The organism is Streptomyces sp. NBC_00523 (genome assembly GCF_036346615.1).
In the GTDB taxonomy this organism is placed as follows: domain Bacteria; phylum Actinomycetota; class Actinomycetes; order Streptomycetales; family Streptomycetaceae; genus Streptomyces.
The window spans coordinates 1,176,105-1,194,178 of the sequence record NZ_CP107836.1; the positions used below are offsets into that span (position 1 = coordinate 1,176,105).

At 71.4% G+C, this 18,074-nt stretch carries 14 protein-coding genes and 1 riboswitch; of the genes, 4 read left to right on the forward strand and 10 right to left on the reverse strand.

Going from position 1 to position 18,074, the window contains the following annotated elements:
* Positions 1 to 23: 23 nt before the first annotated feature.
* The 4 genes from OHS17_RS05215 to ribD are packed head-to-tail and all read right to left on the reverse strand — an operon-like array spanning position 24 to position 3,678.
* Positions 24 to 1,322, reverse strand: a complete 1,299-nt coding sequence (locus OHS17_RS05215) for a bifunctional 3,4-dihydroxy-2-butanone-4-phosphate synthase/GTP cyclohydrolase II (RefSeq protein ID WP_330311245.1) — start codon at positions 1,320 to 1,322, stop codon at positions 24 to 26.
* On the reverse strand, positions 1,319 to 1,963 hold the full coding sequence (locus OHS17_RS05220) for a nicotinamide mononucleotide transporter family protein (RefSeq protein ID WP_018103934.1): 645 nt from the start codon (positions 1,961 to 1,963) through the stop codon (positions 1,319 to 1,321). The genes OHS17_RS05215 and OHS17_RS05220 overlap by 4 nt, the downstream gene beginning before the upstream one ends.
* Entirely contained in the window at positions 1,960 to 2,577 is a 618-nt protein-coding gene (locus OHS17_RS05225) for a riboflavin synthase (RefSeq protein ID WP_161212274.1), read from the reverse strand. Before OHS17_RS05225 ends, OHS17_RS05220 begins: the two co-directional genes overlap by 4 nt.
* Positions 2,578 to 3,678: a bifunctional diaminohydroxyphosphoribosylaminopyrimidine deaminase/5-amino-6-(5-phosphoribosylamino)uracil reductase RibD gene (gene ribD, locus OHS17_RS05230; protein ID WP_330311246.1), complete on the reverse strand. Its 1,101-nt coding sequence runs from the start codon at positions 3,676 to 3,678 to the stop codon at positions 2,578 to 2,580. It lies immediately after the preceding gene.
* Positions 3,679 to 3,833: 155 nt separating this feature from the next.
* A riboswitch (FMN riboswitch) is annotated at positions 3,834 to 3,964 on the reverse strand.
* A 277-nt stretch (positions 3,965 to 4,241) separates the two neighbouring features.
* Here ribD and OHS17_RS05235 point away from each other — a divergent pair.
* Positions 4,242 to 6,587, forward strand: a complete 2,346-nt coding sequence (locus tag OHS17_RS05235; protein ID WP_330311247.1) for a chitinase C-terminal domain-containing protein — start codon at positions 4,242 to 4,244, stop codon at positions 6,585 to 6,587.
* A gap of 40 nt (positions 6,588 to 6,627) precedes the next feature.
* On the opposite strand, the gene OHS17_RS05240 is transcribed toward OHS17_RS05235, so the two are convergent.
* Positions 6,628 to 7,818 carry an ROK family transcriptional regulator gene (locus OHS17_RS05240; protein ID WP_330311248.1) on the reverse strand — a complete coding sequence of 397 codons (1,191 nt, stop codon included), beginning with the start codon at positions 7,816 to 7,818 and terminating at the stop codon, positions 6,628 to 6,630.
* Positions 7,819 to 7,940: 122 nt separating this feature from the next.
* Between OHS17_RS05240 and OHS17_RS05245 the strand changes: the two genes are divergently transcribed.
* A complete protein-coding gene (locus tag OHS17_RS05245; RefSeq protein ID WP_330311249.1) occupies positions 7,941 to 9,167 on the forward strand; it encodes an MFS transporter in 1,227 nt (408 codons plus the stop codon).
* A 153-nt stretch (positions 9,168 to 9,320) separates the two neighbouring features.
* Entirely contained in the window at positions 9,321 to 10,712 is a 1,392-nt protein-coding gene (locus OHS17_RS05250; protein ID WP_330311250.1) for a uracil-xanthine permease family protein, read from the forward strand.
* Between the two features lie 17 nt (positions 10,713 to 10,729).
* Here the strand turns inward: OHS17_RS05250 and OHS17_RS05255 are convergent, their stop codons facing one another.
* The 4 genes from OHS17_RS05255 to OHS17_RS05270 form a co-directional block, all read right to left on the reverse strand.
* On the reverse strand, positions 10,730 to 12,430 hold the full coding sequence (locus tag OHS17_RS05255; RefSeq protein WP_330311251.1) for a flavin monoamine oxidase family protein: 1,701 nt from the start codon (positions 12,428 to 12,430) through the stop codon (positions 10,730 to 10,732).
* A gap of 53 nt (positions 12,431 to 12,483) precedes the next feature.
* Positions 12,484 to 13,281 carry a carbon-nitrogen hydrolase family protein gene (locus OHS17_RS05260; protein WP_018103926.1) on the reverse strand — a complete coding sequence of 266 codons (798 nt, stop codon included), beginning with the start codon at positions 13,279 to 13,281 and terminating at the stop codon, positions 12,484 to 12,486.
* 258 nt (positions 13,282 to 13,539) lie between these two features.
* Positions 13,540 to 13,995 carry an Lrp/AsnC family transcriptional regulator gene (locus OHS17_RS05265; RefSeq protein ID WP_018103925.1) on the reverse strand — a complete coding sequence of 152 codons (456 nt, stop codon included), beginning with the start codon at positions 13,993 to 13,995 and terminating at the stop codon, positions 13,540 to 13,542.
* A gap of 131 nt (positions 13,996 to 14,126) precedes the next feature.
* The gene (locus tag OHS17_RS05270) at positions 14,127 to 15,593 is read right to left on the reverse strand and encodes a GuaB1 family IMP dehydrogenase-related protein (protein WP_018103924.1); all 1,467 of its coding nucleotides are present in this window, start codon (positions 15,591 to 15,593) and stop codon (positions 14,127 to 14,129) included.
* A gap of 307 nt (positions 15,594 to 15,900) precedes the next feature.
* On the opposite strand from OHS17_RS05270, the gene OHS17_RS05275 reads away from it, so the two are divergent.
* Positions 15,901 to 16,923 (forward strand): terpene synthase family protein, encoded by a 1,023-nt coding sequence (locus tag OHS17_RS05275; protein WP_330311252.1) that lies wholly within the window; start codon positions 15,901 to 15,903, stop codon positions 16,921 to 16,923.
* 77 nt (positions 16,924 to 17,000) lie between these two features.
* On the opposite strand, the gene OHS17_RS05280 is transcribed toward OHS17_RS05275, so the two are convergent.
* Positions 17,001 to 18,017: a sugar-binding transcriptional regulator gene (locus OHS17_RS05280; protein ID WP_018103922.1), complete on the reverse strand. Its 1,017-nt coding sequence runs from the start codon at positions 18,015 to 18,017 to the stop codon at positions 17,001 to 17,003.
* Between the last annotated feature and the right edge of the window lie 57 nt (positions 18,018 to 18,074).

Below are 18,074 nucleotides of genomic sequence, written 5' to 3' on the forward strand. Positions count from 1 at the left end.
CCTGGGTTCTCTGTACGGGTGTGCTACTGGTTGCCGCAGGCGGACGCGGGGACCGCGTCGAGCCAGGGCAGGTCGTGTCCCATGCGGTCGCGCTTGGTGCGCAGGTACCGCAGGTTGTGCTCGCCGGCCTGGACGGGCATCGGCTCGCGCCCGGTGACGGTCAGGCCGTGCCGGGTGAGCGCGGCGGTCTTGTCCGGGTTGTTCGTCATCAGGCGCAGGCTGCGCACGCCGAGGTCCGCGAGGATCTGGGCGCCCGCCGCGTAGTCCCGGGCGTCGGCGGGCAGGCCGAGCTCCAGGTTGGCGTCGAGCGTGTCGACGCCGCGCTCCTGGAGCTCGTACGCGCGGAGCTTGGAGAGCAGGCCGATGCCCCGGCCCTCGTGGCCGCGGAGATAGACGACGACACCGCGTCCCTCGTCCGTGATCCGCTCCATGGAGGCGTGCAGCTGGGGGCCGCAGTCGCAGCGCTCGGAGGCGAAGATGTCACCGGTCAGGCACTCGGAGTGGACCCGGACCAGGACGTCCTCGCCGTCCCCGATGTCGCCGTGGACCAGCGCGACGTGTTCGACGCCGTCCACGGTGGAGCGGTAGCCGTACGCGGTGAACGCGCCGAAGCGGGTGGGGAGCCGGACCTCGGCCTCGCGGCGGACGGTGGGCTCGTTGCTGCGGCGGTACGCGATCAGGTCCTCGATGGAGATGATCGTGAGGCCGTGCTTGCGGGCGAACGGCACCAGCTGGGGCAGCCGCAGCATCACGCCGTCCTCGCCGGCGATCTCGACGATCGCCCCGGCGGGCCGGAGTCCGGCGAGCCGGGCCAGGTCGACGGCGGCCTCGGTGTGGCCGTTGCGCACGAGGACCCCGCCGGAGCGGGCGCGCAGCGGGAAGACGTGGCCGGGGCGGACGAAGTCGCCGGGGCCGGCCACCCCGTCGGCGAGCAGCCGGAGCGTGGCGGCGCGGTCGGCGGCGGAGATGCCGGTGGACACGCCGTGGGCGGCCGTGGCGTCGACGGAGACGGTGAAGGCGGTCTTCATCGACTCGGTGTTGTGGTCCACCATCTGGGGCAGTTCGAGCCGTTCCAGCTCGTCGCTCTCCATGGGCGCGCAGATCAGTCCGCGGCACTCGCTCATCATGAAGGCGACGATCTCGGGCGTGGCCTTCTCGGCGGCGATGACGAGGTCGCCCTCGTTCTCGCGGTCCTCGTCGTCCACGACCACGACGGGCCGGCCGGCCGCGATGTCGCGGATCGCCTGCTCGACGGGGTCCAGGGCCAGGTCCTCGACGGGCACTTCGTACTCCCGGTGCAACCAGGTGGGCTGGGCAGTCATGCCGTGGCTCCTTCCAGAGCGGGTGTCCGCGTACGCAGCCACCAGTCGCGCATGCCCCACAGGACGAGGGCGCCGTAGACGACGTAGATGAGACCGGAGAAGGCGAGCCCGCTGTGGAAGTTCAGCGGGACGCCGACGAGGTCGACCAGGAGCCAGGCGAACCAGAACTCGACCATGCCGCGCGCCTGGGCGAGCATCGCGACGAGCGTGCCCGCGAAGATGTAGGCGTCCGCCCAGGGGCTCCAGGAGAGCGAGGGGAAGGCGGTGAACAGGCCGCCGACCGCGAGGGTGCCGAGGGCCGCGCCGCCGACCAGGTAGCCGCGTTCGCGCCAGGTGGCGAACCGGACCGCTATGGAACCGTCCTGGGCCTGCTGACGGCCCCGGGTCCACTGCTGCCAGCCCCAGACGGCGACCGCGATGACGATGACCTGCTTGCCGACGCTGCCCGCCTGCTGGACGGAGACGTTGGCGGCGACCAGTACGACGCCGGACAGGAGCTGGGCGGGCCAGGTCCAGATCGAGCGCAGCCAGCCGAGCGCGAGGGCGATCAGGCCGACGGTGTTGCCGATCATGTCGGACCAGATGATGTGCTGGTCGAGGACGGTGAACGCCTCGGAGTTCAGCCAGTGCAGGGCGCTCACTTCGCGTCCTCCCCGGTCTCCGGCGCCTCGTGGCCGAGCAGCCGCTCGACGTACTTCGCGATGACGTCCACTTCGAGGTTGACCGGGTCGCCGGGGCCCTTGATGCCGAGGGTGGTCAGCGCCAGGGTGGTGGGGATGAGGCTGATGGTGAAGTAGTCGGGTGCGGCGTCCACCACGGTCAGGCTGACGCCGTCGACGGTGATCGAGCCCTTCTCCACCACGTACCGGGTGAGGGCGGCCGGGAGCGAGATCTTGACGATCTCCCAGTTCTCGGAGGGCCGGCGCTCCAGGATGCGGCCGGTGCCGTCGACGTGGCCCTGGACGATGTGGCCGCCGAGCCGCCCGCCGAGCGCCATGGGGCGTTCGAGGTTGACGCGGGAGCCGGTCGTCAGGGCGCCGAGGCTGGAGCGGTTCAGCGTCTCGGCCATCACGTCGGCGGTGAACTCGTGCTCGCCGAGGTCCACGACGGTCAGGCAGACGCCGTTCACGGCGATGGAGTCCCCGTGCTTGGCGCCCTCGGTGACGACGGGTCCGCGCAGGCGGAAGCGGGAGGCGTCGTCCAGTTGCTCGACGGCGGTGACCTCGCCCAGTTCTTCGACGATTCCGGTGAACATTCAGTTCTCCTTCCGGGCGGGGCCGGGGACGGCGGTGACGCGCAGATCGGGGCCGATGCGGACGGTCTCCGTCACGTCGAGGCGCAACGCCTCGGTGAGCGTGGAGATTCCGGCGTCGGCGAGGGCGGCGGGGCCCGCGCCGATGAGGACGGGGGCGAGATAGCCGACGACCTTGTCGACGAGTCCCGCGGCGACGAAGGCACCGGCCAGGACCGGGCCGCCTTCGAGGAGTACGGAGCGGACGCCGCGCTCGTGGAGGGCGGCGAGCAGGGCGGCCGGGTCGAGTCCGGGCCCCTGGGCCGCGCGGGGCAGGCGCAGGACCACCTCGTCGGGCAGGTGGCCGGTCTCCGCGTCCTCGGCGACCGCGACCAGGGTGGGCGCGGTGGCGTCGAGGACCCGGGCGCCGGGCCGTACGGCGGTGGCGCGGGTGTCCATGACGACGCGCAGGGGCTGGACCGCGCCCTCGACGCCGCGCGCCCCGAGCTGGGGGTCGTCGGCGCGGGCGGTGCCGGAGCCGACGAGGACCGCGTCGGCCTCGGCGCGCAGCCGGTGCACGTCGGCGCGGGACTCGGCGGAGCTGATCCAGCGGCTGGTGCCGTCGGCGGCGGCGACCCGGCCGTCCAGGCTCGCCGCGTACTTCCAGGTGACGTGCGGGCGGCCGCGGCGGACGGAGGTGAGCCAGGCCGCGTTGCCCGCCTCGGCCTCGTCGGCGAGGAGGCCCGCCTCGGCCCGGACTCCGGCGGCGCGGAGGGTGTCGGCGCCGCCGGTGGCCTGCGGGTTCGGGTCGCCGACCGCGTACACGACACGGGCGATCCCGGCCTCGATGAGCGCCTGGGCGCAGGGGCCGGTGCGGCCGGTGTGGTTACACGGTTCGAGGGTGACGTAGGCGGTGCCGCCCCGGGCCCGGTCGCCGGCCGCGCGCAGGGCGTGGATCTCGGCGTGCGGGCCTCCGGCGCGCTGGTGGAAGCCCTCGCCCGCGGTCGCGCCGGCGGCGTCGAGGACGACGCATCCCACGACCGGGTTGGGGCTGGTGGAGCCGAGGCCGCGGGCGGCGAGCGTGATGGCTCGGCGCATGGCGGTGATGTCGGCTGCGGTGTCCACCGGGTCCTCCTGCCTCTTCGGGCACGGACTCCGGGGCCTGTCGATGACGACAGAAGAAGCGGAACGCACGACAGGGACGCCTCAAGCCGGAAAACACGGAGGAATCCGGTGATCCGGAACCTCCGCCGACGGCGGCGTACCCGCGAAACGGCCCGCCGCGCACTGCCTCCCATCCGGACTTTAACCGTCGGTCCAGGAATTTCACCTGGTCAACCGGCCGCTGGATGCGGACGGGTCGCGGACTGTAACCGCCGGTTCGGAATTGCACCGACCCCGGAGTGCGCTGCTGCTGGTACACGATCAGTGTGCCACGACCCGGCAGGGGCCAACCGGGTGAACGCTGTGGAGTGGCTCACAGACAGCACGTGACAAGAACTCTTTCGGACATCCGTACAGGAATGTATCGCGATTGGTCCAGACCTATTGACGCACTGGTCTAGTCCTCTTAATCTCTGCGTCACCTCCGAGGAGCGGTTCCGCGGCGTGCGCACGCCCGGGACCAGGCACGACCCACCCCCCCTTGTTCAGTTGTGTTCTGCCGACCTCCCCAGGAGGAACCGAACGTGCTGTCCCCCACCCGTGCGAGAGCCACGCTCCTCGCCGCCGGCGCAGGCATCGCCGCGCTGCTGATCGGCTCGCTCGCCGCGACGCCCTCACAGGCCGCCGACCAGGAGTCCTGTCGCCCCGACGGGCTCTACGAGACGCCGGGCGTCTCCGTCCCCTACTGCTCCGTGTACGACTCCGAGGGCCGCGAGAAGATGGGCGCCGACCACCCCCGGCGCGTCATCGGCTACTTCACCAACTGGCGGACCGGCAAGGACGGCAAGCCCGCCTACCTGGCCTCCGACATCCCCTGGGACAAGGTCACCCACCTCAACTACGCCTTCGCCCACGTCGACGGGGCCAACAAGCTCTCGGTGGGCGCGGATGGGCCGGAAAACGCCTCCACCGGGATGACCTGGCCGGGCGTCAAGGGCGCCGAGATGGACCCGGGCCTCCCCTACAAGGGCCATTTCAACCTGCTCAGCAAGTTCAAGAAGCAGTACCCGAACGTGAAGACGATGGTCTCCGTCGGCGGCTGGGCCGAGACCGGCGGCTACTTCGGCGACGACGGCGAGCGGGTCAACTCGGGCGGCTTCTACTCCATGGCCACCAACGCCGACGGCTCGGTCAACCAGGCCGGGATCAACACCTTCGCCGACTCGGCGGTCGACTTCATCCGGAAGTACGGCTTCAACGGCGTCGACATCGACTACGAGTACCCGACGACCATGAAGGACGCGGGCAACCCGCTGGACTGGACGCTGTCCAACGCCCGCCGCGCCGGTCTGGTCAAGGGCTACGCCGCGCTGATGAAGACCCTGCGCGAGAGGCTGGACCGGGCCTCCGCCGCCGACGGTCACCACTACCTGCTCAGCGTCGCCGCCCCCTCGTCGGGCTACCTGCTGCGCGGCATGGAGACGTTCCAGGTCCAGAAGTACCTGGACTACGTCAACATCATGTCGTACGACCTGCACGGCGCCTGGAACGAGTACGTCGGCCCCAACGCCGCGCTCTACGACGACGGCAAGGACGCGGAGCTCGCCCAGGCGAGCGTCTACTCGACCTCGCAGTACGGCGGCACCGGCTACCTCAACACGGACTGGGCGTACCACTACTTCCGCGGTTCGATGCCGTCCGGCCGTATCAACATCGGCCTGCCGTACTACACCCGCGGCTTCAAGAACGTGCAGGGCGGCACCAACGGCCTGTGGGGCAAGGCGGCTTCGGCCGACTGCCCGGCCGGTGCGGGGCTGACCAAGTGCGGTGACGGTGCCGTCGGCATCGACAACCTCTGGCACGACCTGGACACCAACGGCAAGGAGGCGCCGGCCGGGTCCAACCCGATGTGGCACGCGAAGAACCTGGAGAAGGGCATCGTCGGCGACTACGTCACGGACTACGGGTTCCCCGCGGACACGAAGCTGACCGGCGCCTATGTCCGCAACTACGACTCGACGCTCGTCGCGCCGTGGCTGTGGAACGCCGACAAGAAGGTCTTCCTCTCCACCGAGGACGAGCAGTCCGTGCAGGCCAAGGCGGACTACGTGGCCGACAAGGGCATCGGCGGCACGATGATCTGGGAGCTGGCCGGGGACTACGGCTGGAACGCGGCCAAGGGGCAGTACGAGCCCGGCTCCACGCTCACCTCGACCATGTACGACACCTTCAAGACGGCGGCGCCGTACGGGGCGAAGCGCTCCACGATCGACCTGCCCACCCAGGCGCTGGACATCGACGTGTCGTTCGGCCAGTTCCCGCTGGGCGACTCCAACTACCCGATCAGCCCCAAGCTGACGATCACCAACAACACCGAGGCGACGCTGCCCGGCGGTACGGAGTTCCAGTTCGACTACTCCACCTCGGCGCCCGCCAACGCCAAGGACCAGTCGGGCTTCGGCACGACGATCGTGCGCAGCGACCACACCGCCGCGAACAACGTCGGCGGGCTGAAGGGCGACTACAACCGCGTCTCGCTGAAGCTGCCGTCCTGGCAGAGCCTGGCGCCCGGCGCGTCGGTCCAGGTCGACTTCGTGTACTACCTGCCGACGTCCACGCCGTCCAACTGGACGGTGACCTTCGGCGGGAAGTCCTACGCGCTGGCGGCGGACCTGGCCCGGGGCACGACCGTGGTCCAGCCGGGCACGGGCTCGACCCCGACGCCCGACCCGTCCGGCTCCACCGGCCCGAGCCCCGACCCGTCGGGCGGCACCTGCGCGGCGGCGGCGTGGAGCGCGAGCGCGGAGTACGGCGCCGGTACGACGGTGAGCCAGGACGGCCACCAGTGGAAGGCGAAGTGGTGGACGAAGGGCGAGAAGCCCGGCTCCACCGGTGAATGGGGCGTCTGGCAGGACCTCGGCGCCTGCTGAACCCCGCCCGTCAAGCCCGTCCGGCGAACCGGTTCCGTCCTCACACGCCGGACGGGCTTGACCGCGGCGCGAAGATCGCCTCCTGCGCCGCATCGCGCGCCGCGAGCAGCGCCCCCCGGCGGACCGCCGTGCCGCCCAGCAGCCCCGCCCGGGCCTCCGTCCGCAGGGGGGACATCGACTCCAGGCGCTCCGACACCCGGGCGGCCAGCGCGCCGCCCCCCGCGTGGCCCACCTCGCCGGAGAGCAGGACGAGCCCGGGGTCGAGGACCGAGGCCACCGCCGCGGCGCCCACCGCGATCCGGTCGGCCAGGGCGCCGAGGAAGCCCTCGCTGTCGCCCTCCCCCGCGAGCGCCGCCCGGACGGCCGCCGCCGCACCGGGCTCCTGACCCTTCTGCGTCACGGCGATCCCGTACCGCGCGGCCAGTTCGCAGAGCGGCGCCGAGCCGACCAGTGAGTGGAAGCCCCCGTCGCAGTTGACGGCCGAGGGCGTGCCCGCCGTGCCGGGGACCGGCAGGAAGCCGAGCTCGCCCGCGCCGCCGGAGGCCCCCCGGCGCACCTTCCCGTCGAGCATGACCGCCGCCCCCACCCCGTGGCCCAGCCAGAGCAGGACGAACGTGTCGTGGTCGCGGGCCGCGCCGACGCGGTGCTCGGCGATGGCGGCGAGGTTCGTCTCGTTCTCGACCAGCACCGTCGCCGGCAGCCGCTCCTGGAGCGCCCGGACCAGGCTGCGGTGCCAGGCCGGCAGCCCGCTGCTGTCCCGCAGTTCGCCCGTGACCGGGTCGATCAGTCCGGGCGCGCCGATGCCGACGCTGTGCAGGGGTGCGCTTCCCGCGTTGCGGACGGTGGCCGCGAGCAGCGCGACGGCCCGCTCCACGGCGTCGTCGCCCTCCGTCTCGCCGACCGGCAGCGTCGCCTCGGCCAGCGTCGCGCCCAGCAGATCGGCGATGACGACGGCGACGCTGTCGGTGCGCACGTCGAGCCCGGCCAGCAGAGCGCGGTCCGCGACGATGCCGTAGAGCCGGGCGTTGGGCCCCCGGCGGTCGGCCCCGGTCTCGCCGACGACATGGATGAGGCCCGCGCCCTGGAGGCGGTCGACCAGGTCCGCGACGGTGGGCCGGGAGAGCCCGGTCAGGGTCTTCAGCTGTGTGGCCGTCAGGGGGCCGTCCTGCTGAAGGAGCCGCAGGGCGAGCCGGTCGTTGATGGCCCGGGCGGTGCTCGGTGATGCGGGCATGCCGGAATCCTTCCAGATCACCGCCGGACCGGAGTCGTACGGGCGGTCTATTTATCAGGCAGGGTTCCTGATAGTTTATCGCCCGCATCGTGGCACAGGACTTCAGGGGAGGGCACGGCGGTATGACAACCACATCCACGGCTACGGTCTTCGGCACCAAGGAGGTGCGGCGGGCCAGGTACGCCATCGCGGCGGTCTTCACCGTGCACGGGGCGGTGACCGGCAGTTTCGCCACCCGGGTCCCCTGGATCCAGGACCACGCGGGCGTGAGCGCGGGCCAGCTGGGCCTCGCGCTGGCCTTCCCCGCGATCGGTGCCTCGGTCGCGATGCCGCTGGCCGGCGCGGTGAGCCACCGCTTCGGCGCGCGGACCGCCCTGCGCGGGCTGCTGTCGCTGTGGACGCTGGCGCTGATCCTGCCCGCCCTGGCGCCCAACCTGCTCACGCTCTGCGCGGCGCTGTTCGTGTACGGGGCCTCGTCCGGCATGTCCGACGTGGCGATGAACGCGCTCGGGGTCGAGGTGGAGAACCGCCTCGACAAGTCGATCATGTCCGGGCTGCACGGCATGTGGAGCGTGGGCGCCCTGCTGGGCTCGGCAGCGGGCACGGTGGCCGCCCACTCGGGCACGGACGCCCGGCTGCACCACGTGATAGCCGCCGTGGTGCTTACCCTGCTCGGCCTGACCGCCTGTCAGTGGGTGTTCGACCTGCGCAGCGAGCCGGACGAGGAGCCGCCGCCGCGTTTCGCGCTGCCTCCGAAGTCGGCCCTGATCATCGGTGCGGTGGGCTTCTGCGCGGTCTTCGCCGAGGGGGCCAGTCTCGACTGGTCGGCGGTCTACCTCCGCGACACGCTGGACAGCTCGGCCGGTCTCGCGGCCGTGGCCACCACCGCGTTCGCGCTGACAATGGCGGTCGCGCGGATCGCCGGGGACCGGGTGGTCGACCGCTTCGGCGCGGTGCGCACCGTACGGGCCGGGGGCGTCCTGGCGACGCTGGGCGGGGTCCTGGTGGTCACCGCCCCGCACGTGGCCCTCGCGATGTGCGGCTTCGGGCTGATGGGGCTCGGCATCGCCGTGGTGGTCCCGCTCGCCTTCGCGGCGGCCGGGCGCAGCGGGCCCAAGCCGGCCCAGGCCATCGCGGGCGTCGCGACGATCACGTACACCTCGGGCCTCATCGCCCCGTCGGCGATCGGTTCGCTGGCCGAGGCGACCTCGCTGGTCGTGTCGTTCGGCCTGGTGTCGGTGCTGGCGTTCGGCCTGGTCCTGGGGGCCGGGGTGCTGCGGGCCGGTGACCGCAAGCCGGCGTCGCAGGGTGCGGCGGTCCGGGACGCTGCGGCGAAGCCCGGCGCCTGACCCCTCCCAGGGCCCGCGACAACGGGAAACCGGAACGGGTGGGTCCGGCCGGGGCGCGCGGGCCGGGCACCACTACCATGGCGCTGATCTTTTCCGCGATGAGCGCCATGCCCGGCCGGCACGGGCTCACGCACCTACACACAGGGAGCAACCATGGGCCTCGGCGTGCGCTGGACCTTGCACGGCGACGGGAAGACGCCCGCACCGGGAGCGGTGGTCCGCCCCGACGAGCGGCTCTCCTGGCCCCGCACCTTCGGGCTCGGCGCGCAGCACGTGGTCGCCATGTTCGGCGCCTCGTTCGTGTCGCCGGTCCTGATGGGCCTCGACCCGAACCTCGCGATCATGATGTCGGGTGTCGCGACGGCCATCTTCCTGCTGGCCACACGCGGCCAGGTGCCGAGCTATCTGGGCTGTTCGCTCTCGTTCGTCGGGGTCGCCGCGACGATCCGGGCGAGCGGCGGCGACAGCGCGGTGGTGACCGGCGCGGTCTTCGTGGTCGGCGTGGTGCTCTTCCTCGCCGGTCTCGCGGTGCAGCGGTTCGGCGCGCGGATCATCCACGCGGCGATGCCGCCGGTGGTGACGGGCGCGGTGGTCATGCTCATCGGGTTCAACCTGGCGCCGGTCACGGCGTCGACGTACTGGCCGCAGGACCAGTGGACGGCCCTCCTGGTGATGCTGTTCACCGGTCTGGCCGTGGTGTGCCTGCGCGGCTTCTTCTCACGGATCGCGATCTTCCTGGGGCTGGTCTTCGGTTACGTCCTGTCCTGGCTGCTCGACCTGGTCTTCGGCAAGATCCACTCCCCCGCCGGGGGCGCCGAGTCGGTGGACCACTGGCGGCTGGACCTGTCGGGCGTCGGGAAGGCCGACTGGATCGGGCTGCCCTCCTTCCACGCGCCGAGCTTCGAGTGGTCGGCGATCCTGGTCGCCCTGCCCGTGGTCATCGCCCTGATCGCGGAGAACGCCGGACACGTGAAGGCGGTCGGCGAGATGACCGGCCGCTCGCTGGACGGCAAGCTGGGCACGGCCATCGCGGCGGACGGCGCCGCCTCGATGCTGTCCACGGCGGTGGGCGGCCCGCCGAACACCACGTACTCCGAGAACATCGGCGTGATGGCCGCGACCCGGGTGTACTCCACCGCCGCCTACTGGGCCGCCGCCTGCTTCGCCCTGCTCTTCGGCCTCTGCCCGAAGTTCGGGGCGATCGTGGCGGCGATCCCGGGCGGGGTGCTCGGCGGCATCACCGTCATCCTGTACGGCATGATCGGCCTGCTCGGCGCCCAGATCTGGCTGAACGCCAAGGTGGACCTGCGCAATCCGCTGAACCTGGTGCCGGCCGCGGCGGGCATCATCATCGGCGTCGGCGGGGTCAGCCTGAAGATCACGGACAACTTCGAGCTGAGCGGGATCGCCCTCGGCACCATCGTCGTGATCACCGGCTACCACGTGCTGCGCGCCTTCGCCCCGGCGCACCTCAAGACCCAGGAGCCGCTGCTCGACTCGGGCACCTCGGCGTACGACGAGGAGTCCCCGGCCAAGGAATCCTGACCGGGGCCCCGACGGCCTCAGTCCTCCGGGAGTTCCACCGGGGCCAGCTCGTCGAAGCGGTCGCCGGGGCCGGGGTTGGTCGCGTCGGTCGCTCCGCCGAAGTGGGTCATCACGCCCCACACGGCGTTCAGCGCGGTCTGCACGGCCCCCTCGGCCCACCCGGCGGTCCAGGAGATGTCGTCACCGGCCAGGAACAGGCCCCGCTTGTCGGCGGGCAGCCGGTCCTGCATGAAGTGGGTGAACAGGCGGCGCTGGTAGCGGTAGTGGCCGGGCAGGTTGGCCTTGAACGCGCCCATGAACCAGGGCTCGTTCTCCCAGGAGACGGTGACCGGGTTGCCGGTGATGTGGCTGCGGATGTCGACGTTCGGGTAGATCTCGCCGAGGGACTTCAGCATGACGTCCATCCGCTCGGTCGCCGAGAGCGGCAGCCACTTCAGGCTGTCGTCGCACCAGGTGTACGAGAGGCAGATGCTCGCCGGCCGGTCCGGCCCGTCGTCCAGCAGGTACGTGCCCCGGGTCATCCGGTCGGTCAGCGTCATCGACATCGTGTCGCGGCCGGTGGTCTCGTCCTTGTCCAGCCAGAACGGCCGGTCCACGGGCACGAACAGCTTGGACGACTCCATGTAGTGGGTGCGCTCCATCGCCGTCCAGTGGTCGATCGGGAAGAGCGCGTCGTCGCAGGCGATCTTGGAGAGCAGCAGCCAGGACTGCCCGGTGAAGACGGCCGCCCGGAAGGTGCGGATGTCGCCGGAGGCGTCGGTCACGGTGATCCGGTTGCCGGCCGTACGGTTCAGCCGGGTGACGGCCCCGCGCGGCTCGCCGCCGTGCAGCGAGGCCAGCGAGGTGCCGAGCGGCCAGTGCGTGATCTTCTGCGGCTCGCGTTCCCACAGGCGCAGCGGGAGCTGCTGGCTGCCGCCGACGATGGAGCGGTGGTGGTCGTCCGCCTCGGTGTAGACGACGCGCAGGATCTCCAGGATGGAGTTGGGGAAGTCGGTGTCCCAGCCGCCGGTGCCGAAGCCGACCTGGCCGAAGATCTCGCGGTGCCGGAAGGACTTGAAGGCGTCGGAGTCGCAGAGGAAGCCGTAGAAGGTCTGGTTGTCCAGCTTCTCGACCAGCCGGGACCAGATCTCCCTGATCCGGGGCACGTCGCGCTCGCGCATCGCCCGGTTCATGTCGGAGAAGTCGGCGCCCTCCTCCAGACAGCGGTTCCAGGCGTCCATCACATCGCGGTAGACCTGCGGGAGTTCATCGATGGTCGTGGCGTAGTGCGACTCGCCCTTGAGGTCGACCACGGTCGAAGGGGTGGCCGGGCAGAGCGGGTTGGGGAACGCCTTCGTCTCCAGGCCGACGAGGTCGATGTAGTGCTGGAGGGCGGTCGAAGAAGGCGGGAAGCGCATCGCGCCCATCTCGGCGGTGAGCGGTTCGCCGTCGGTGGCGCAGCCCTCGAACTCGACGGTGCGCAGCCGTCCGCCGATGCGGTCGGCCTCGTAGACGACCGGCTTGAGGCCCATCTTCATCAGTTCGTACGCGGTGATGATGCCGGAGAGCCCGCCGCCGATGACGGCCACCTCGGTGCCGTGCTCGGTCGCCGGTATCTGGCCGAGGCCCGCCGGGTGGGCGAGGAAGTCGTCGTACGCGTACGGGAAGTCCGGCCCGAACATCGTGATCGGCGGGGCCGCTTCCTCGGTGTGCTGGACGGCGGGGGGCACGGCGGTCATGGGGTACGGGCTCCTTGCGGGACGGGCGAAGACGTGAAGGGGGGCGGGCCGGCTCAGACGAGGGAGCCGTACAGGCCGGGGCGGCGGTCGCGCAGATACGGGTTGGCGGCGCGGGAGGCGGCCAGCAGGGCGAGGTCGACGTCGCCGGTGACCAGTTCCTCGCCGCGCCCCGCGCGGGCACGGACCGTGCCGTCCGGACCGGCCAGGCAGCTCAGCCCGGTGAAGTCGAACTCGCCTTCCGGGCCGGTCCGGTTGACGTACGCGAGGTACAGCTGGCTCTCGAAGGCGCGGACCGGGACGAGGGATTCGGCGACGAACGAGAAGGGGTGCATCAGCGCGGTCGGGACCAGCAGGAGATCGGTACCGGCCAGGGCGTGCGCCCGTACGTTCTCCGGGAACTCGACGTCGTAGCAGGTCAGCAGGCCGATGCGGACCCCGTCCAGCTCGGCCTGGACCACGGGCTGTCCGCCGGGGGTGAACCAGCGCTGCTCGAAGTCCCCGAAGAGGTGGGTCTTGCGGTAGTTCGCGAGCGTGATGCCGTCGGGGCCGATGAGCTGCGCGGAGTTGTACAGGGTGTCGCCCTCGCGCTCCGGGTAGCCGTAGTGGACGGCGATCCCGTGCCGCACGGCGATCTCGGCGACGGCGCGGGCGGCGGGCCCGTCGGCGGCCTCGGCCAGCCGGGGGACGTCGTCGCCGATGGCGTACCCGGTGAGGTACAGCTCGGGGCAGACCAGGAGCCGGGCCCCGGTGGCGGCGGCGCGGCGCGCGGCGTCCGCCAGCAGCTCGACGGACCCGGCGACCGAGCCGGGACGCCCGGAGCTCTGGAGCAGGGCGGTGCGCAACGGCGGCATGGCTGACCTCGGACGATACGGGCGGGGCGGGGACGTAGAAACGGTACGTTCAGCCGTTCGGCACGGACAAGCCGCGACCGTTGCGCACCGACGACCGATCCGTTGCGCGGATCGCACGGGACGCGAAGATTTATTGCGCGACACCAGCGACATCCCGGCCCGCCGCGGCCACCCCCGCCCGTCGCGCCCACCTCGGCCCGTCCGGCGTTTGAGGACGGAACCCTCGCCGGAGGACCCGGCCCACCCAGCGGAGGGCCGCTACCCCGGGGACCCGGACGAATACCGCCGCAGCAACGGCGAAAGCACCAGCACGGATTTCGTCCGTTCGACGTACGGCTCCCCCGCAATCCGCTCGAGCACCTGCTCAAAGTGCCGCATGTCCGCCGCGAAGACCTGCACCAGCGCATCCGCGTCGCCGGTGACCGTGGACGCGGAGGCGACCTCGGGATAGCGGGCGAGCCCCTGCTTGATGGACTCCGGGGACGTGTTGCGGCTGCAGTAGATCTCGATGTACCCCTCGGTCTCCCAGCCGAGCGCCGCCGGGTCAACGCGCACGGTGAACCCGGTGATGGCCCCCTCGGCGCGCAGCCGGTCGACCCGGCGTTTCACGGCGGGCGCGGACAGGCCGATGATCGAGCCGATGTCGGCGTAGGAGCGGCGGGCGTCCTCGGCCAGGGCGTGGACGATGCGTTCGTCGAGGTCGTTCAGTCGCACGTCGTACGGGTCACTTCTCTGCGGTGGCCCGGCCGGAGCCGGGCATGACTGTGCCGGGGAGCGGCAGATGCCACCCCCCGGCAGTAGACCACGGCGCACACCCGGCCCGGCGCATCCGGGCCGGACGGGCCCTAGCTCCAGCTGGCGTGCAGCGGCTTGCCCTCCGCGTAGCCGGCGGCGCTCTGCACCCCGACGACGGCCTTCTCGGCGAACTCCGCGAGGGAGGCCGCGCCCGCGTACGTGCAGGAGGAGCGGACGCCCGCGATGATCGAGTCGATCAGGTCCTCGACGCCGGGGCGCGCCGGGTCCAGGAACATCCGCGAGGTGGAGATGCCCTCCTCGAAGAGCGCCTTGCGGGCGCGGTCGTACGCGGACTCGTCGGAGGTCCGGTTCTTCACGGCGCGCGCGGACGCCATGCCGAAGGACTCCTTGTAGAAGCGGCCGTCGGCACTCTGCTGGAGGTCGCCCGGGGACTCGTAGGTCCCGGCGAACCAGGAGCCGATCATCACGTTGGACGCACCCGCGGCGAGCGCCATGGCGACGTCGCGCGGGTGGCGGACCCCGCCGTCGGCCCAGACGTGCTTGCCGTACTTCTTCGCCTCGGCGGCGCACTCCAGCACGGCCGAGAACTGGGGGCGGCCCACGCCGGTCATCATGCGGGTGGTGCACATGGCGCCGGGTCCGACGCCGACCTTGATGATGTCCGCGCCGGCCTCGATGAGGTCGCGCACGCCCTCGGCCGCGACGATGTTGCCCGCCACGATCGGCACCTGCGGGTCCAGCGCCCGGACCGCGCGCACCGCGCTGATCATGGACTCCTGGTGACCGTGCGCGGTGTCCACGACGAGGGTGTCCACACCCGCGTCGAGGAGCTGCTTCGCCTTGCCGGCCACGTCGCCGTTGATGCCGACGGCGGCGGCGATCCGCAGCTTGCCGTCCGCGTCGGTGGCCGGGGTGTAGAGCGTGGCGCGCAGGGCGCCCTTGCGGGTGAGGATGCCGACGAGGCGCCCGTCCGCGTCGACGGCGGGGGCGAGCTTGCGGTTGGCGCCGTCCAGCTTGTTGAAGGCGTCGCGCGGGTCGATGTCCGCGTCCAGGACGACCAGGTCCTTGGACATGACCTCGGAGAGCTGGGTGAAGCGGTCCACACCGGACAGGTCGTGGTCGGTGACCACGCCGACGGGCCGGCGTTCGGCGTCCACGACGACCCCGGCGCCGTGCGCGCGCTTGTGCAGCAGGGACAGCGCGTCCGCGACGGTCTGGCCGGGCGACAGCTCGATGGGCGTGTCGAGCACCAGGTGGCGCGTCTTCACCCAGGCGACGACCTCGGTGACGACCTCGATCGGGATGTCCTGCGGGATGACGACGAGGCCGCCGCGGCGGGCGATGGTCTCGGCCATCCGGCGGCCCGCGATCGCGGTCATGTTCGCGACGACGAGGGGGATGGTGGTGCCGCTGCCGTCGGGCGAGGACAGGTCGACACCCTGGCGCGATCCGACCGCCGACCGGCCCGGGACCATGAAGACGTCGTCGTACGTGAGGTCGTACGGAACCGAGGGGGACTCTGTATAGCGACCGGTGCCGGGCTCAAGAAAACGCATAACACTCATTTTTTCATACGAAATGGCGCAGGTCGCTTCCACGAAGACACAGCAAATGACTCCCACGCTCGTATGTTCCTACGAAAGAACCGCTGCGGGAGTCCCGGGCAAGTGCCACCTGCCTTACCCCCGGACCTTACCCGAACAGCTTTCAACCATTCCCGATCATCTGCCCTGGACCTGGTGACAGGGGGTCAGGTAGCTTCAAACCCGCAGGTCCCGTGGGTCACCACAACGCCCCGGAGGAACGGACGGATCGTGCTCAACTTCCGTCACCCGTACGACCGGAGAGGATCACGACCCGCCCGTGGAGAACGAACTGCCGGACATCTACTGCCCGTTCCCCCAGCGGACGAACCCGCACGTCGGCCACGTACGGGAGCATCTGGACACCTGGACCCGCAACACCGGTCTGGTGCACCGGGATTCAGCCAGAGAGCGCTTCGAGCAGGCGGACTTCGGCGCGTTCGTCGGCATGGTCTACCCGACCGCCGACAGTGAGAATCTGGACCTGGTCGCCGACTGGTTCGTCTGGCTCTTCCTCGTGGACGACCAGCTGGACGACGGCCATCTCGGCCGGAGCCCGGAGCGGGTGCGGGACGTCGTCGCCCTGATGCTGGCCGTGGTCGAGGGCACCCGCACCGGTGTGCTGGAGAACGAGGAGCTGCCCGCCGCCGTGGTGGCCCTCATCGACCTGTGGCAACGTACGACGCCGACCGCGGCGGTGCACTGGCGGCGCAGGTTCGCCTGGCACCTGAAGAAGTACCTCACCACCGCCACCACCTGGGAAGCCGGGAACCGGGCGGCGGGCGTGGTGCCGTCGGAGGAGCTGTACATAGAGAAGCGCCGCCACACCGGCGCGATCATCGTCTGCATGGACCTGATAGAGATCGTCGCGGGCATCGAGGCACCCTCCTCGATCCACAACGACCCCCGGTTCATCACCGCGCTCGAAGCGTCCTGCAACCACGTCTGCTGGGCCAATGACGTGTATTCGTACGAGAAGGAGCAGGTGCTCGGCGAGATCCACAACCTCGTCCACCTGGTCCGCCACCACCGCGGCTACGGCAAGCAGGAGGCGCTGGAGCACGTCTGCGCGGAGATCGCCGTCGAGACGGAGCGCTTCCTGACGGCCGAGACCGAGCTGCTGGAGGCGTATCCGCAGCTGACTCCGATGCTGGAGCCGTATCTCGACGGCATGCGCAGCTGGATGCGCGGCAATCTCGACTGGTCCCGGCAGACGCCCCGCTACAACCCGGCCGACGTCAGCCAGTACGAGCAGCCGGAGCAGTATCTGGAGTCCACGGTCCTGGGCGTCTCCCAGGACTGAGCACCGGAAACACGGGAGAGGGGCGAGCGGTCACGGACCGCTCGCCCCTCTCCCGTGTAACCGTGTGCCCGTCCGTGTCAGTCGCCGTCCGGGTCCGCGCGCTCCAGGGCCGGGCGGCGCGGGGCGGCGGACTCGGTGAGGAGGTAGTCGGCGGCGGCCGTGTCCGTCACCAGGCTGGTGACCAGGCCGGACCGCAGCACCGCGCCGATCGCCGCGGCCTTGCGCTGCCCGCCCGCGATGGCCACCACCTCGGGGATCCGGCGCAGCCGGTCCGCCTCGACGGTGATGCACCGCTCGCCGAGGTCCCGGCCGACCCGGCGGCCCTCCGCGTCGAAGAGGTGGGCCGACATCTCGGCGGCGACGCCGAGCGAGGCGTAGTGCCGGCGCTCCTCGTCGGAGAGCATGTCGTGCACGGTCGAGATGCCCGGCTCCCAGGAACCGATGGAGACGGCCGCGACCGTCACCTTGTCGAAGTACTCGAAGGCCCGGGCGATCCCCGTCTGGTGGCGCAGCGCGGCGGCCGTCGCCGGGTCGGGCAGCAGCATCGGCGCGTAGATCGGGTGCGCCTCGCCCCCGGAGACCTGGGCGGCGCGCCGCACGGCCTCCACCGAACCGCGCTCGGCGGTGCCCGCGTCGTACACCCCGGTGAGCTGCACGACCGTGCACGGGGGCAGCCGGTCGAGGGCGGCGGCCATGTGGATGGTGGAGCGGCCCCAGGCGAGCCCGAGCACATCGCCCTCGTTCACCAGTTCGCCGAGGAGGTCGGCCGCGACCTCGCCCAGGTTCTCCGGGTCCGCCGCGTCGTCCTGCTCCTCCGCCGGGGACTCCACGACGACCGCGTGGCGCAGCCCGTAGCGGGCCCGGAGCGCGTCGGAGCGCTCGGCGTCCAGCTCGGCCGGGACCCGGATCTCGATGCGTACGAGGTCGCGCTCCAGGGCGGTCTCCAGCACCCGGGCGACCTTGAAGCGGCTGACGCCGAACTCCTCGGCGATCTGAATCTTGGACTTGCCCTCGAGGTAGAAGCGGCGGGCCATGGCCGCCGCCTGCACCAGCTCCGCGGGCCCCATCCGCAGGGCGGACCGGCCCGCCGACATTGCAGACACCGCGTTCTCCTCACTGCTGTTCACGCTCTTGATACGCCGTTCATCCTG

What these genes read in the sequence shown, in the direction of transcription:
- OHS17_RS05215 (WP_330311245.1), bottom strand. Translation starts at nt 1,322, where the DNA reads ATGACTGCCCAGCCCACCTGGTTGCACCGGGAGTACGAAGTGCCCGTC.
- OHS17_RS05225 (WP_161212274.1), bottom strand. Translation starts at nt 2,577, where the DNA reads ATGTTCACCGGAATCGTCGAAGAACTGGGCGAGGTCACCGCCGTCGAG.
- OHS17_RS05240 (WP_330311248.1), bottom strand. Translation starts at nt 7,818, where the DNA reads ATGCCCGCATCACCGAGCACCGCCCGGGCCATCAACGACCGGCTCGCC.
- OHS17_RS05245 (WP_330311249.1), top strand. Translation starts at nt 7,941, where the DNA reads ATGACAACCACATCCACGGCTACGGTCTTCGGCACCAAGGAGGTGCGG.
- OHS17_RS05250 (WP_330311250.1), top strand. Translation starts at nt 9,321, where the DNA reads ATGGGCCTCGGCGTGCGCTGGACCTTGCACGGCGACGGGAAGACGCCC.
- OHS17_RS05255 (WP_330311251.1), bottom strand. Translation starts at nt 12,430, where the DNA reads ATGACCGCCGTGCCCCCCGCCGTCCAGCACACCGAGGAAGCGGCCCCG.
- OHS17_RS05260 (WP_018103926.1), bottom strand. Translation starts at nt 13,281, where the DNA reads ATGCCGCCGTTGCGCACCGCCCTGCTCCAGAGCTCCGGGCGTCCCGGC.
- OHS17_RS05270 (WP_018103924.1), bottom strand. Translation starts at nt 15,593, where the DNA reads ATGCGTTTTCTTGAGCCCGGCACCGGTCGCTATACAGAGTCCCCCTCG.
- OHS17_RS05280 (WP_018103922.1), bottom strand. Translation starts at nt 18,017, where the DNA reads ATGTCGGCGGGCCGGTCCGCCCTGCGGATGGGGCCCGCGGAGCTGGTG.